This is a genomic window from Clostridium sp. 16K-1-R1, from assembly GCF_023921145.1.
Lineage (GTDB): Bacteria > Bacillota > Clostridia > Clostridiales > Clostridiaceae > Sarcina > Sarcina perfringens.
The window spans coordinates 71,860-84,567 of the sequence record NZ_CP046515.1; the positions used below are offsets into that span (position 1 = coordinate 71,860).

The window sequence follows — 12,708 nt, forward strand, 5'->3', positions numbered from 1 at the left end:
CAAATAATAATGATTAAGCATATAATCTAATATTATAGTAAATTTTTCAAAAATACTATATAATATTAAGGAGTTAATTTTTAAGGAGGATGTAAGTATGGCAAGAGGTGGATTTCCAGGCGGAATGGGAAACATGAATAATTTAATGAAGCAAGCACAAATGCTTCAAAAACAAATGCAATCAATGCAAGAGGAAATCGAAGCATCAGAATTCGAAGGCTCAGCTGGCGGCGGTGCAGTTGTTGCAAAAGTTAACGGAAAGAAAGAATTAATCGCACTTAATATAAAGCCAGAAGTTGTAGATCCAGATGATGTTGAAATGTTAGAAGATCTAGTTTTCTCAGCTGTTAAGCAAGCTTTAGAAAAAGCTTCTGAAGAAACTTCAGAAAAGATGGGTAAATTAACTGGTGGAATGGGAATGCCAGGATTATTCTAATAGAAATACTTATTAAATTTGAAAACTCTGCTGAAACTTCTCAGCGGAGTTTTTTATAAATAGAGAGAATTTAGTTTAAATAATAGGAGGAAAAATAATGGAATTTTATCCAGTAGCTATAGAAAAGTTAATTGAAGAGTTTGCTAAGTTACCTAGTATAGGAAAAAAATCAGCTCAAAGGTTAACTTTACATATTTTAAATTTGCCAAAGGATGAGGTAGAGGAATTTGCAAATGCCTTAGTAAAAGCTAGGGGAACTATTAAATATTGTTCTGTATGTGGTAACTTTACAGATACAGATCCATGTGCAATATGTTCAAATCCTAATAGAGAAAAAGATATAATATGTGTGGTTGAACAACCTAAGGATATTATGACAATGGAAAAAGTCAAAGAATTTAATGGTTTATATCATGTTTTACATGGAACTATTTCTCCAATGCAAGGAAGAGGACCACAGGATATAAGAATAAGAGAATTAGTAGCAAGAATGAGCGGAGATGTAAAAGAAGTTATTGTAGCTACAAACCCTACTATTGAAGGGGAAGCTACAGCTATGTATATTTCAAAGATATTAAAGCCATTAGATGTTAAGGTTACTAGAATAGCAGCAGGAATCCCAGTTGGGGGAGATTTAGAGTATGCAGATGAGGTAACTTTATCTAAAGCCTTAGAAGGTAGAACTGTTATATAAAGATTAGTTATGCCTTGTGATTATAACTAATAGCTAAATTACTTTATAATTTAAAATACAGTATTAAATATTTATAACAGTAATTAAACAATATAAATATAAGGGAAATTAACTAGTTAAAATACAACATTAAATCTTTATAACACCTGAATATAACTTGGACATTTTGGTAATAATTCCAAAAGAATAAGTTGGAGGTGTTAGTTATGGATAAAAAGAAAATTTCTGATTACTTAATAAAAAAGATAGATTATTCAAATCAAGACGAGGAAATATTAAAAGCTATTGAGCAAACCATACTAGAAATGGAGGTTGCAAGATCAGCTTTTCAAAATGCTTGTGATGATAAACTTATAGAATCTTTAATATATAAAGAGCAAGATATTAACGCTAGATATGAATACCTAATAAGAGAAGCTAAAAAAAGAGGTATAAAAGTTAGTATGGAACATATATTTAAGAATGCTAGGATAAGTATAATTTAAAAAGGTGGTAGATTTATGGATATAGGAGCGTTATCCTTAGATGATATAATTCTTTTAATTATAGGAGTGCTTGTTGCAATATTAATTTTAAGATTAATATTTGGATCAATAGGGAAAATAATAGGCTTGGTTATTAATAGTGTCTTTGGGGCTATACTACTTATGATTGTTAATTACTTTGGAGCTTATTTTGGCATAACTATAGGAATAAACTTATTAACTGCTTTAATAGCAGGTATTTTAGGAATACCTGGAGTAGTTTTAATGATATTATTCCAAGTTTTTGTTAGATAAATATAAGAATTTATAAAAATAAAAAAACAGGTGAAATCACCTGTTTTTTTATTTTTAGATGGGAGGAAACTTGCAAAGTAAGCAAGGAATGTATTAAGCACTTCTTCCTTTTCTAAGGAGAGGAGTAGTCAAAAAATGAAGAAGCAATTAATCACTCTTTATATTAATATATGTTTTTAAATAAAATTTGCTACTTAAAGAAATAAAAATCATAAAAATATATTTATAAAAGTATATTTATAGAGAATTTATACTTTAGTGAATGGAGAATTTTATGAAGAGTAATAACTTAATTCTAGATAAATACAAGTCTAGAGGGATTAGAGGATTAATAGTTTTAGGAATAGCTTATTTCTTTTTAATGAGAAATTACAGTATGATAAGATACTTTTTTCAGGCAAGGCAAGGGAATTTAGATATTTCCATAATAAATAAATGTTTTTCAATGGGGAATATAGATAAATTTTTATTATTTTTATTTTTAGTTTGGAGTGTTGGATTTTTATTTGAGGATAAAGAAAATGAGTTAAAGGAAACTTTAGTTGTGGGAGAGGAGAATACAAAGAAATATTTCTTTTCTAAAGCTATTTTAATTTATGGAGTTTCTCTAATGCCTATACTAATTAACATATTTATAAAATTAATTTTTTATATACCATATAGAAATTCTTTTAGTTTAGATAAGCTTATTATAAGTTTTCTTTATTTCATAACATTAGGATTATTATTTACTTCAATAATTTTTATTATGAATTTAATTGTTAAGGATAGAATGTTTGCAGGAATCTTCCCAATATTTTTTATGGAAGGTCTAATTTTAATCTTTTCAGTAAGTGAGCTTTTAATTAGTGATAAACTTATTTGGGTAAGAAACTTCTTAAATTTTATTGGTGAGAAAGTCTTATTAATTTTTAATTTATTAAATTTAGATTTTCAGATAAATTCTTTTTCTTTAGGAAGACAGCTTACATTTATAATAATTTTATCCTCAATTTCAGTACTGCTTATTTATATTTCAAGCTTAATTTTAAAAATAATGAATTTAAAATATTTAGATAGACCATATTTTTTTGAAATACCTAGATATTTTATTTATATTTTTATGAGTGTATTAATTGGATTTGTATTTGTAAATGCCATAGGATATTTAATTATAATGTTTATTCCAAGTGTAAGTTATGTTAAGGGAACCTTTATGGTTAACATTGCATCTTTAATTTCTATGGTTTTATTATTTGTTTTTTTAGAGATTTTATATAGAAGAAAGATATTAAATAAGGATTTAATAGAAGATGATATTGAAGTATGCAATGAGATTCAACCTTGTATAGGTGATTATATTGAATTTGATGAAACTACAGGGTTTTTAGATAATAATAATACAATTGATAAGGAAGAAAATTTTAATAATAGTTTATAAGATAAATGAGAATTAAACAAATAGAGTAGTCTTCCTTTTAAACTTACAATTTAAATAAATATAATATTTATAAGAATCTTTTTGTTTTAAAGAAAAGATTAAAAGTGATATACTTTTAACTGTATGTAAGAGAGGAACAGGAGGTTTGTTATGGCTGTTGGAACAAGTATAAATTGTAAGTATTGTATAGATTTTAAGAATGATAGATGTGATGGAACAGAGAAAAATTGTCTCTGTAGACTTTGCCCTAGAAATTTAGGACAATGTATATGTGTAAAATACTGTAGAGAAACAGAGTCAGTTTTATTTTGGAATGATGAAGAGGAATAATTTAGTATAAAAAAACTTTCTTAGAAAATACTAAGCATATAGTATTGTTCTGAGAAAGGAGAATTTGTATGGCTATTAGTGAAGAATTTATAGATATAGCAGAAAATTGTGTTGATTATTCAGCTAGACATAGAGAAGCAGTATCTTCAATGAATTCTTGTAAAAGCTGTTTAAATTGCAATGAGTTTCATAGTGGAACTTGTGAAAAGGAAATGGAGAATAAATTCAACATTTTACAGGATATGATTTAATTTATATTTGAAAGACCTTAATCAATATTTTTTTGATATAGGTCTTTTTTTATTTCTAAAAAGGCAATTTATAATTATTTTTATTTATTTTTGTATCACCAATGAAGAAAATTTATTATATACTAATAAATAAAATAATTGTTAAGGTAAAGGAGGGGATTACATGCATAAAAAGCTATTTATACCAGGACCTGTGGAGGTAAGAGAGGAAGTATTAGAAAAAATGGCTACTCCTATGATTGGGCATAGAAGTAAAGAGGCATCTCAATTACAAAGAAGAATAAGCGATAATTTAAGGAAATTATTTTTTACTAATAATGAAATACTTTTATCAACAACTTCAGGAAGTGGATTAATGGAGGGAGCTATAAGAAGTTGTACTTTAAAGAAGGCTGCTGTATTTTCTGTGGGGGCTTTTGGGGATAGATGGTATGAAATGGGGATAAGTAATAATGTTCCTGTGGATAAATTTGAAGTTACTTGGGGAAAAAGTATTAATGTAGATTTAATTGATTCAGTTCTTAAAACTGGACAGTATGATTTAATAACAGTAACTCATAATGAAACATCTACAGGGGTTATGAATGATTTAGAAGCAATAAGCAAAGTTATAAAAAAATATCCAGATGTTATATTCTGTGTTGATGCAGTTAGTTCTGCAGGTGGAAGTAAAATAGAGGTGGATAAACTTAATATAGATATATGTATTACTTCTTCACAAAAAGCTTTAGGGCTTCCTCCAGGAATAGCAATATGTACATTTTCAGAAAGAGCTAGGGAAAGAGCAGAAAAAGTTAAGTTTAGAGGAACATATTTAGATTTATTAGCTTTATATAAATATATTAAAAAGAAGGATTATCAATATCCATCAACGCCTTCTATTTCACATATGTATGCTTTAGATTACCAATTAGATTATATATTAAATGTAGAAGGGCTAGAAAATAGATTTAATAGACATATTGAAATGGCTAAAATAGTTAGAGAATGGGCAGAAAAATATTTTGAAATTTATCCTGAAAAGGGGTACTATTCAAATACTCTTACAACTATAAAAAATAATAAAAATATAGATATTGGGGCTTTAAATAAGGAACTTGGAAAAAGAGGATTTCAGATATCTAATGGGTATGGAAAGCTAAAGGATAAGACATTTAGAATAGCACACATGGCTGACTGCCAAGTTAAAGATATAAAAGAATTATTAAGTAATATAAATGAAATTTTGGAATTGGAATAAATTTAAGCCCACACTAATTAGTGTGGGTTTCTTTTATACTAAATAATTTATTAAGGGGGCTATTTTAATATGTTAAGAATACTTTTAAATGATGGACTAGATAAAAAAGCTATTAGCAATTTGGAATTTCTAGGTTTTGATGTTGATACTAATCATTATGATATAGAAGATTTAAAAGAAAAGATTAAAAAAGTAGATTGTATAGTTATAAGGTCTGCTACAAAAATTAGAAGAGAATTAATAGATGAAGCGATTAAAGGTGGAAAGTTAAAATTAATTATAAGAGGTGGAGTTGGGTTAGATAATATAGATGTTCAATATGCTGAACAAAATGGAATTAAAGTAAGAAATACTCCTAATGCAAGTTCTTCATCAGTTGCAGAGATTATATTAGCCCATATGTTCTCTTTAGCAAGGTTTTTAAATCAATCTAATATAACTATGAAAGCTGGTTTTTGGAAAAAGAAAGAGTATGTTGGTGTTGAGCTTGAAGGAAAAACTCTTGGAATTATAGGTATGGGAAGAATAGGATCTGAATTAGCTAAGAAATGTACAGCTTTAGGTATGAAAATAATATACTTTGATCTGATGGATATTAAGAATATAGACAATAATTATAGAAAAGTAGAATTTGATGAGTTATTAAGAGAAGCAGATTTTATTTCTATAAATATTTCTGGAACTAAGAGTATAATTGGAAGTGAAGAATTAAAGAAGGTTAAAAAGGGAGTGTTTATAATAAATACTTCTAGGGGAAAAGCACTAGATGAGGATGCAATAATAACTAGTTTAAATGATGGAACTTTAGGGGGAGTTGGACTAGATTTATTCTTAGAAGAGCCAAGTAAAAATTTAGAATTAATAAATCATCCTAAAGTAAGTTTAACTCCTCATATTGGAGCTTCAACAAAAGAGGCTCAGATGAAAATAGGGGAGGAAGTTATAAATATAATAAAAGAAGAGATGTATAAGTAAAATTTAAAATATATAACTCTGTAGATTTAAAGATTAAACTTTAGATAAAAAAGAAAAAAGCCTTATTTTATATATGAATATAATCTAATAATAATTAAAATAGGGATTAATTTTTAGAGGGAGCGTGAGGAATATGGTTAATATAAAAGCTTTTAAAGCTTTAAGACCAAGAAAGGACTTAGTAGAAAAAGTTGCTGCATTACCATACGATGTTTTGAGTAGGGATGAAGCAAAAGATGAAGTAAAAAACAATGAGTTTTCATTTTTAAATATTGATAAAGCTGAAACTTATTTTCCAGAAAATATTAGTGAGTATTCTGAAGAGGTTTATAAAAAAGCGGGAGAGAATTTGGAAAGATTTATTCAAAATAATATTTTTATAAAAGAAGAAAAAGATTGTTTATATGTTTATGAGTTAGTTTTAGATGGAAAGGCCCAAAGGGGAATTGTTTCATGCTTATCTGTTGATGATTATTTAAATAACACAATAAAAAAACATGAATTTACTAGAGCTAAAAAAGAAGAAGATAGAGTAAAACATATAAAAGCTTGTAATGCTCAAACAGGACCAATATTTTTAACCTATAGAGATTCAGAAAAAATAAGTAATACAGTTTCAAAAATAGTTTTAGAAAAGCCTTTATATGATTTTATTTCTGATGATGGAGTTTTGCACAGAGTTTGGAAAATAGAAGATAAATCTATTATAGATGAAATAATAAAAGAGTTTAAAGAAATTAATTCAATATATATAGCAGATGGACATCATAGGTCAGAAGCAGCTGTAAAAGTATGTTTAGAAAGAAGAGAAAAGGGAGAATGCTTACCTGAGGATGAATGTAATTATTTCTTAGGAGTTTTATTTCCTAAAACAGAACTTACAGTTATAGATTATAACAGAGTAGTTAAAGATTTAAATGGATTAAGTGAAGAGGAATTTTTATTGAAATTAGAAGAAAAATTTCAAATAACTAAATTAAATAAGGAAGATACTCCCAAACCTAAACATAAAGGTGAGTTTGGGATGTATATTAATGGAGATTGGTTCAAATTAGAGTATAAAGAGAAAAATGAAATTTCACTAATAGAAAAAACAAAAATTGATTTAGTGAAAAATTTAGATGTTTCTATACTTCAAGATAATATTTTAGAGCCTATATTAGGAATAAAAGATGTAAGAAATGATGAGAGAATAGATTTTGTTGGAGGTATAAGGGGTCTTAAAGAATTAGAAAGAAGAGTATCAGAGGATATGAAAGTTGCCTTTGCTCTTTATCCAACAAGTCTAGAAGAGGTAATGAAAATTTCTGATAAGGGGTTAATAATGCCACCAAAATCAACATGGTTTGAGCCTAAGCTTAGAAGTGGAATATTTATTCATAAAATATAAAAAGGGATATTATCCAAAATATAATAAAACTTATTTTGGATAATATCCTTTTATATTAAGCCATTTTTAAAATCATTGATTTTAATATTGAAGTAGAGTTTTTAACTCCTATAGCTGTAAACTCAGCGAAGTCCATATGTGCTCCATTATTTGCATTATCAGATATTGATCTTATAACAAGGAATGGAATATTGTTTAAGTAACAAACGTGAGCTATACTTCCACCTTCCATTTCACAAGCAGAAGCTCCAAATTCCTCTTCTAACCATTTAACCTTTTCTACACTAGCAACAAATTGGTCACCAGTAACTATTCTTCCAGTGAAGCTCTTTATTTCTTCATTTTCTTTACAAGCTTCTTCGCAAAGGTCAACTAATTCTTGTGAACATTTAAAATCAAAGGTATCTAATCTTGGTATTTGTCCTATAGGATCTCCAAAGGCAGATGTGTCCATATCATATTGAACTAATGAGTTACCTATAACAACATCACCAGGATATATTTCCATGCCTATACCACCAGCAACACCAACGTTTATAACCTTATTAACTTTGTATTCACTTATTAATATTTGAGTACAAACGGCAGCATTAACCTTACCTATACCACATACAACGGCTACAACCTCTTGACCCCAAAGCGTACCTTGGTGGAAAGTCATATTAGCCTTAGTTTCTTTAGATTTTACTTCCATGTCTTTTAAAAGAATTTCTAATTCTTCGCTCATAGCGGCGATTATTCCTAAAGTCATTTTAAATTCCTCCTCAAATTAAATTCATAAAGTTATTATATATTAAAAAAAGATCATATCATAGAAATTTAGAAAGTAAATCAATAATAAAAGCACACTTTAGCCTTTTATTATTGATTAGAATTTACTTAAATTAGGGCTTAATCCAAGAAATTTTATATGAATTTTCTAGAGGGAAGTAAGTTTTTAAAAGAATTATATGTTAATATAAATGAAAAACTTTATTTATATTAAGTAGAATGTATATAATATTAATGAATTTGTGTGTTTATTAAGTATAAGAATAAACATTATAAGTTTGAGATATTTATTTTAGAACATATTATAGAGGATTAACATAGGGGAAATTTTATTAACTTAAGAAGGAGAGAAAGTTTATGTTACAACATTCATTGTCAAGAACAGAATTACTAATAGGTAAAGATGCTTTAGATAAATTAGCAAAGAGCAAAGTTATGGTATTTGGAGTTGGTGGAGTAGGAAGCTTTACTGTAGAAGCTTTAGCTAGAGCAGGAGTAGGAAACTTAATTTTAGTTGATGATGATACTGTTTGTTTAACAAATTTAAACAGACAAATACATGCTACATATAAAACTATAAGTAAAAACAAAGTAGAGGTTATGAAGGAAAGAGTTCTTTCGGTAAATAGAAATTGTAATGTGGAGACTATACAAGTTTTTGTTACTCCAGATAACTTAGAAGAAATAATACCAGATGATGTAGATTATGTGGTAGATGCCATTGATACTGTTTCAGCTAAGATAGCTCTTGCTGTTTATTGTGAACAAAAAGGAATAAAACTTATGAGTTCAATGGGAACTGGAAACAAATTAAATCCAGCAGAGTTTAAAGTAGCTGATATATATAATACAAAGGTATGTCCGCTAGCTAAGGTTATGAGATATGAACTAAGAAAAAGAGGGGTTAAGAAATTAAAGGTTGTTTATTCAGAAGAAATGCCTAGAAAACCAAAGGTTGAAGATGTAGTTACTTGCAAAACAGGATGTGTTTGTACTGGTGGAACTAAAAAATGTTCAGCTAAAAGACAAATACCAGGAAGTGTATCTTTCGTACCTCCAGTAGCTGGTATGATAATAGCATCAGAAGTGGTTAAAGATTTAATAAAAGAATATATTTAATATAGAGAAATTTGGGCTTTATCAAAATATGATAATAAAAATTATTTTGATATAAGCTCTTTTTCTATTTATAAAGCTTTTAATTTTAAAATATAAAGAAGTTTTTAATTATGTAGAGTAAGTATACATAATTAAGCACTATTCAATGTTTTTATGGTATAATTTTTATGTTTTTGTTTTTTATAAATAACTACTCTAAATTTTATGTTTTTTATGGTTTAAAGTAGTATATTTTAATAATATAGATCTAATAAAGTTTTATTTATTTTAAATAATAAGGAGAAGTAATAATGAACAGTAAAAAGCAAAATTATGTTGCATTAGCTTTTCTATTTATAATGATGATTTTAGCAGCTATAGTTGAAAATACTAAGGGTATATTCATACCAGTATTTAAACAGGAATTTGGAGTTAACGATAATACTATAAGTAACTTACTTATTTCTACTTCAGCTGCTTATATGGTATTAACATTTATAGGTGGAATGCTTTGCGAAAAGTTTGGACAGAAAAAGGTATTTTTAGCTGGATTGATGGTGATATTTTTATCACTTATATTTTTATCTTTTACAAAAAACTATTTAATGTTATATACAGGAATGGTAATAAGTAGTGCTGGTATAGCAATGGTTGCAATATCATGTAATACAGTTCTTCCTATATTAGCATTAACGGCACAAAACGTAATAATGAATGTTATGCATGCTTGCTACGGGTTAGGCTCTTCAGTTGGACAAGGATTGTTTGGTTCATTAACTGCAAGAGGAGTTAACTGGAGAACTATGTATTTCTTTGTAGGTTTAGTTTACTTAGCAGTATTCATATGCTTTATATTCGTTAAAATACCTAGAACAGAAATAGTTAAAGAAAAAGATAAGATGACTATAATAGAAGCTTTATCAAATAAGGTAATAGTTGCCTATATGCTTGCCTTAGGATTATATGTATTTACAGAGCAGGGTATATCAAATTGGTTCGTAAATTACATGAAGTACGGTTATAATATAAATGAGCAAAAGGCAGGAATGTATTTATCACTATTTTTTGCTATATTCACCATAGGAAGATTATTTGGTGGATTTGTAGTAGAAAAAAGAGGATATTTCAATATATTATATAAAACATTAATAATAGGAGCTGCACTTTGTATCTTAGGTTTACTTTTAGGTAGAAACGGTATGGTGATAATATCTGTATCAGGATTATTCTTCTCAATAACATTCCCAACTACAGTTTTAACTATTAGTAAGGTTTTTGATAAGAATGTTGCATATATTACAGGTATTGTAATAACATCAGCTAGTTTAGTTGGTATGATTCTTAACAAGGCTATTGGATTGTTAAATGAAAGTGTTGGACCAGATAAGGCATTTTATATTATACCTGCAAGTGCAATTTTATCTGCCATTTTAATGTTCTACTTATACTTAAATACTAAGAAGAGGCTAGTAAAGTAAAAAATGTAAATTGGAGAGTAGAGTATGTCTTTTGATAAGAATGTATTTATAGAAGCAATAAGAGGAAATGATAGGGAATACGTTGTAAAAGATAAAGTTGGCATAATACTAGGTAGATTTTTCTTGAAGGATTTAGATAGTAAAAATAAAAAAGTTGATGTTAAATTTAAATTTTACAAAGAAGATAACTATAAACTTATGAAAGAGACTTTAAGAAAGATTTTAAAGGTTTTATTTGCTGAAAAAGACATATATAAAATTAATCTTTTTGTTTCGGATATAAAAAACTTTAATGCTTATTTAGATTTAGGTTTTATGCTTGAGGGTATATTATCAGATAATGTATGTAATAATGGTATTCAGAAAGATGAATATATTATGGGGATAAATATAAATGACTTTAATGATAAGGTTAAATTAGTTCAGTTTCAATTAAATACTGAAAGATTAGCCCTTAGAAATTTAACTCCAGAGAATACAGAAGAAATGCTTGATTATTATATAAGAAATGAAGAGCATTTAAGACAGTATGAACCTACTAGAGATAGCGGTTTTTATACTTATGAAGGACAAAAAGAAATTTTAACAGAAAGTTTTAGACAGTTTATAGATGGAACTTCAATTGATTTAGGTATATTTAAAGATGAAAAACTAATAGGAAAAATAAAATTATCTAATATAGTCTATGGAATATTAAGAAATGCCTTTGTTGGATACTCCATAGATAAGGAGCATCAAGGAAAGGGCTATATGAAAGAAGCACTTAATACAGTATGTAGTTACGCTTTTGAAGAAATGGGTTTACATAGACTAGAGGCTTCAACCTTAATTGAGAATTCTAGATCTCAAGGAGTATTAAAGGCTTGTGGATTTAATGAATTAGGTATTAGTGAAAAATATTTATACATTAATGGTGAATGGAGAGATCATAAAATATTTTATAAGGTGAACGATGACTTATAAGGTTTAAGGAGGAACAATATTGTCTCTAAATACGAAAAATAATCTTTACAGAGAGATACTAGATAGGATAGATAGAGGAGGAAATTGGGAAATGATAGTTGTAGATGGAGTTGTTGGAGTAGGTAAGAGTACTTTAATGAACATCTTAGCAGAGAGAGGGTTAATAGCTTATGAGGAACCTGTGGTGGACAATCCTATATTAGAAAAATTCTATTATGATAGGAATAGATATTCTTTTCCACTTCAAGTATTCTTTTTAAATAAAAGATTCAAGCATATAAAAGAAGCTGGACTTGTAGAGAATTCAGTTATGGATAGAAGTATATATGGAGATGTTATATTTGCTAAGATGCTATGTGAAAAGGGCGAAATGACAGTTGAAGAGTTTGAATTATATAAGGAGCTTTTAGAAAATATGCTAGAGCATGTTAAAGCACCAAAGTTAATGGTATATCTAGAAATATCAGTAGATGAAGCTATGAAGAGAATTCAAAAAAGAGGTAGAGATTACGAGCAAGTAGTTGAAAGAGAATATTGGGAAAAGCTTAATAATGAGTATAGAGAGTATTTTGAAAACTATAATGTCTCTCCTATATTAAGAATAAATGTTGATGAGTTAGATTTTGAAAATGTACCAGAAGATAGAGAATATGTTTTAAATCTTATAGATGAGAAACTAAGCGAATTAGAAAATAATAAATAAGTTTATTTAAAAGAAGAGGATATTTAGTTATTCTCTTCTTTTGTATATTATTAAAGTATTTTTTTATTTAAGTTGAGTAATTATATGAATATTTTAAAGAAAAAAGGGTGATTATGATAAATGATTTATTATTAATTTAGGTTTTTACAAGGGTTAAACATACAAAACTATCCATAAATG

Annotated in this window: 15 protein-coding genes; 14 read left to right on the forward strand and 1 reads right to left on the reverse strand. The window is 27.4% G+C overall.

Annotation, left to right across the window (positions count from 1 at the left end; all coding sequences use genetic code 11):
- Positions 1–97 precede the first annotated feature (97 nt).
- The 10 genes from GOM42_RS00365 (at position 98) to GOM42_RS00410 (ending at position 7,515) form a co-directional block, all read left to right on the forward strand.
- A complete protein-coding gene (locus GOM42_RS00365) occupies positions 98–436 on the forward strand; it encodes a YbaB/EbfC family nucleoid-associated protein (protein WP_003458189.1) in 339 nt (112 codons plus the stop codon).
- A 97-nt stretch (positions 437–533) separates the two neighbouring features.
- Entirely contained in the window at positions 534–1,130 is a 597-nt protein-coding gene (gene recR / locus GOM42_RS00370) for a recombination mediator RecR (protein WP_003450875.1), read from the forward strand.
- A 206-nt stretch (positions 1,131–1,336) separates the two neighbouring features.
- Positions 1,337–1,615 carry a YaaL family protein gene (locus tag GOM42_RS00375; RefSeq protein WP_003450842.1) on the forward strand — a complete coding sequence of 93 codons (279 nt, stop codon included), beginning with the start codon at positions 1,337–1,339 and terminating at the stop codon, positions 1,613–1,615.
- A 15-nt stretch (positions 1,616–1,630) separates the two neighbouring features.
- Positions 1,631–1,909 carry a pro-sigmaK processing inhibitor BofA family protein gene (locus tag GOM42_RS00380; RefSeq protein ID WP_003468693.1) on the forward strand — a complete coding sequence of 93 codons (279 nt, stop codon included), beginning with the start codon at positions 1,631–1,633 and terminating at the stop codon, positions 1,907–1,909.
- Between the two features lie 274 nt (positions 1,910–2,183).
- Positions 2,184–3,329, forward strand: coding sequence for a hypothetical protein (locus GOM42_RS00385; protein ID WP_110077563.1), 1,146 nt, complete (start codon positions 2,184–2,186; stop codon positions 3,327–3,329).
- A gap of 150 nt (positions 3,330–3,479) precedes the next feature.
- Complete coding sequence (locus tag GOM42_RS00390; protein WP_003450880.1) at positions 3,480–3,659, forward strand: hypothetical protein; 180 nt, start codon at positions 3,480–3,482, stop codon at positions 3,657–3,659.
- Between the two features lie 68 nt (positions 3,660–3,727).
- The gene (locus GOM42_RS00395; RefSeq protein WP_003450908.1) at positions 3,728–3,910 is read left to right on the forward strand and encodes a hypothetical protein; all 183 of its coding nucleotides are present in this window, start codon (positions 3,728–3,730) and stop codon (positions 3,908–3,910) included.
- A 163-nt stretch (positions 3,911–4,073) separates the two neighbouring features.
- Positions 4,074–5,150, forward strand: a complete 1,077-nt coding sequence (locus GOM42_RS00400; protein ID WP_110077564.1) for an alanine--glyoxylate aminotransferase family protein — start codon at positions 4,074–4,076, stop codon at positions 5,148–5,150.
- 69 nt (positions 5,151–5,219) lie between these two features.
- Complete coding sequence (locus GOM42_RS00405; RefSeq protein ID WP_252597676.1) at positions 5,220–6,125, forward strand: D-2-hydroxyacid dehydrogenase; 906 nt, start codon at positions 5,220–5,222, stop codon at positions 6,123–6,125.
- Between the two features lie 133 nt (positions 6,126–6,258).
- Positions 6,259–7,515: a DUF1015 family protein gene (locus GOM42_RS00410; protein ID WP_110077566.1), complete on the forward strand. Its 1,257-nt coding sequence runs from the start codon at positions 6,259–6,261 to the stop codon at positions 7,513–7,515.
- A gap of 55 nt (positions 7,516–7,570) precedes the next feature.
- Here the strand turns inward: GOM42_RS00410 and GOM42_RS00415 are convergent, their stop codons facing one another.
- Positions 7,571–8,266, reverse strand: a complete 696-nt coding sequence (locus tag GOM42_RS00415) for a 5'-methylthioadenosine/adenosylhomocysteine nucleosidase (RefSeq protein ID WP_003458181.1) — start codon at positions 8,264–8,266, stop codon at positions 7,571–7,573.
- A gap of 377 nt (positions 8,267–8,643) precedes the next feature.
- On the opposite strand from GOM42_RS00415, the gene GOM42_RS00420 reads away from it, so the two are divergent.
- The 4 genes from GOM42_RS00420 to GOM42_RS00435 all read left to right on the forward strand — a co-directional run bounded on the left by GOM42_RS00420 (position 8,644) and on the right by GOM42_RS00435 (position 12,528).
- Positions 8,644–9,405 carry a tRNA threonylcarbamoyladenosine dehydratase gene (locus GOM42_RS00420; RefSeq protein WP_003450981.1) on the forward strand — a complete coding sequence of 254 codons (762 nt, stop codon included), beginning with the start codon at positions 8,644–8,646 and terminating at the stop codon, positions 9,403–9,405.
- Positions 9,406–9,695: 290 nt separating this feature from the next.
- Positions 9,696–10,862: an MFS transporter gene (locus GOM42_RS00425; RefSeq protein WP_003472591.1), complete on the forward strand. Its 1,167-nt coding sequence runs from the start codon at positions 9,696–9,698 to the stop codon at positions 10,860–10,862.
- Positions 10,863–10,886: 24 nt separating this feature from the next.
- A complete protein-coding gene (locus tag GOM42_RS00430) occupies positions 10,887–11,825 on the forward strand; it encodes a GNAT family protein (RefSeq protein ID WP_003458201.1) in 939 nt (312 codons plus the stop codon).
- A gap of 19 nt (positions 11,826–11,844) precedes the next feature.
- Positions 11,845–12,528, forward strand: coding sequence for a deoxynucleoside kinase (locus GOM42_RS00435; protein WP_003458147.1), 684 nt, complete (start codon positions 11,845–11,847; stop codon positions 12,526–12,528).
- Positions 12,529–12,708: the final 180 nt, after the last annotated feature.

Bases quoted from the DNA above. Each gene is read 5' to 3' on its own strand.
- GOM42_RS00380 (WP_003468693.1), top strand. From the start codon at position 1,631: ATGGATATAGGAGCGTTATCCTTAGATGATATAATTCTTTTAATTATA.
- GOM42_RS00365 (WP_003458189.1), top strand. From the start codon at position 98: ATGGCAAGAGGTGGATTTCCAGGCGGAATGGGAAACATGAATAATTTA.
- GOM42_RS00420 (WP_003450981.1), top strand. From the start codon at position 8,644: ATGTTACAACATTCATTGTCAAGAACAGAATTACTAATAGGTAAAGAT.
- GOM42_RS00405 (WP_252597676.1), top strand. From the start codon at position 5,220: ATGTTAAGAATACTTTTAAATGATGGACTAGATAAAAAAGCTATTAGC.
- GOM42_RS00395 (WP_003450908.1), top strand. From the start codon at position 3,728: ATGGCTATTAGTGAAGAATTTATAGATATAGCAGAAAATTGTGTTGAT.
- GOM42_RS00400 (WP_110077564.1), top strand. From the start codon at position 4,074: ATGCATAAAAAGCTATTTATACCAGGACCTGTGGAGGTAAGAGAGGAA.
- GOM42_RS00425 (WP_003472591.1), top strand. From the start codon at position 9,696: ATGAACAGTAAAAAGCAAAATTATGTTGCATTAGCTTTTCTATTTATA.
- GOM42_RS00390 (WP_003450880.1), top strand. From the start codon at position 3,480: ATGGCTGTTGGAACAAGTATAAATTGTAAGTATTGTATAGATTTTAAG.
- GOM42_RS00430 (WP_003458201.1), top strand. From the start codon at position 10,887: ATGTCTTTTGATAAGAATGTATTTATAGAAGCAATAAGAGGAAATGAT.
- recR (WP_003450875.1), top strand. From the start codon at position 534: ATGGAATTTTATCCAGTAGCTATAGAAAAGTTAATTGAAGAGTTTGCT.
- GOM42_RS00415 (WP_003458181.1), bottom strand. From the start codon at position 8,266: ATGACTTTAGGAATAATCGCCGCTATGAGCGAAGAATTAGAAATTCTT.
- GOM42_RS00385 (WP_110077563.1), top strand. From the start codon at position 2,184: ATGAAGAGTAATAACTTAATTCTAGATAAATACAAGTCTAGAGGGATT.
- GOM42_RS00375 (WP_003450842.1), top strand. From the start codon at position 1,337: ATGGATAAAAAGAAAATTTCTGATTACTTAATAAAAAAGATAGATTAT.
- GOM42_RS00410 (WP_110077566.1), top strand. From the start codon at position 6,259: ATGGTTAATATAAAAGCTTTTAAAGCTTTAAGACCAAGAAAGGACTTA.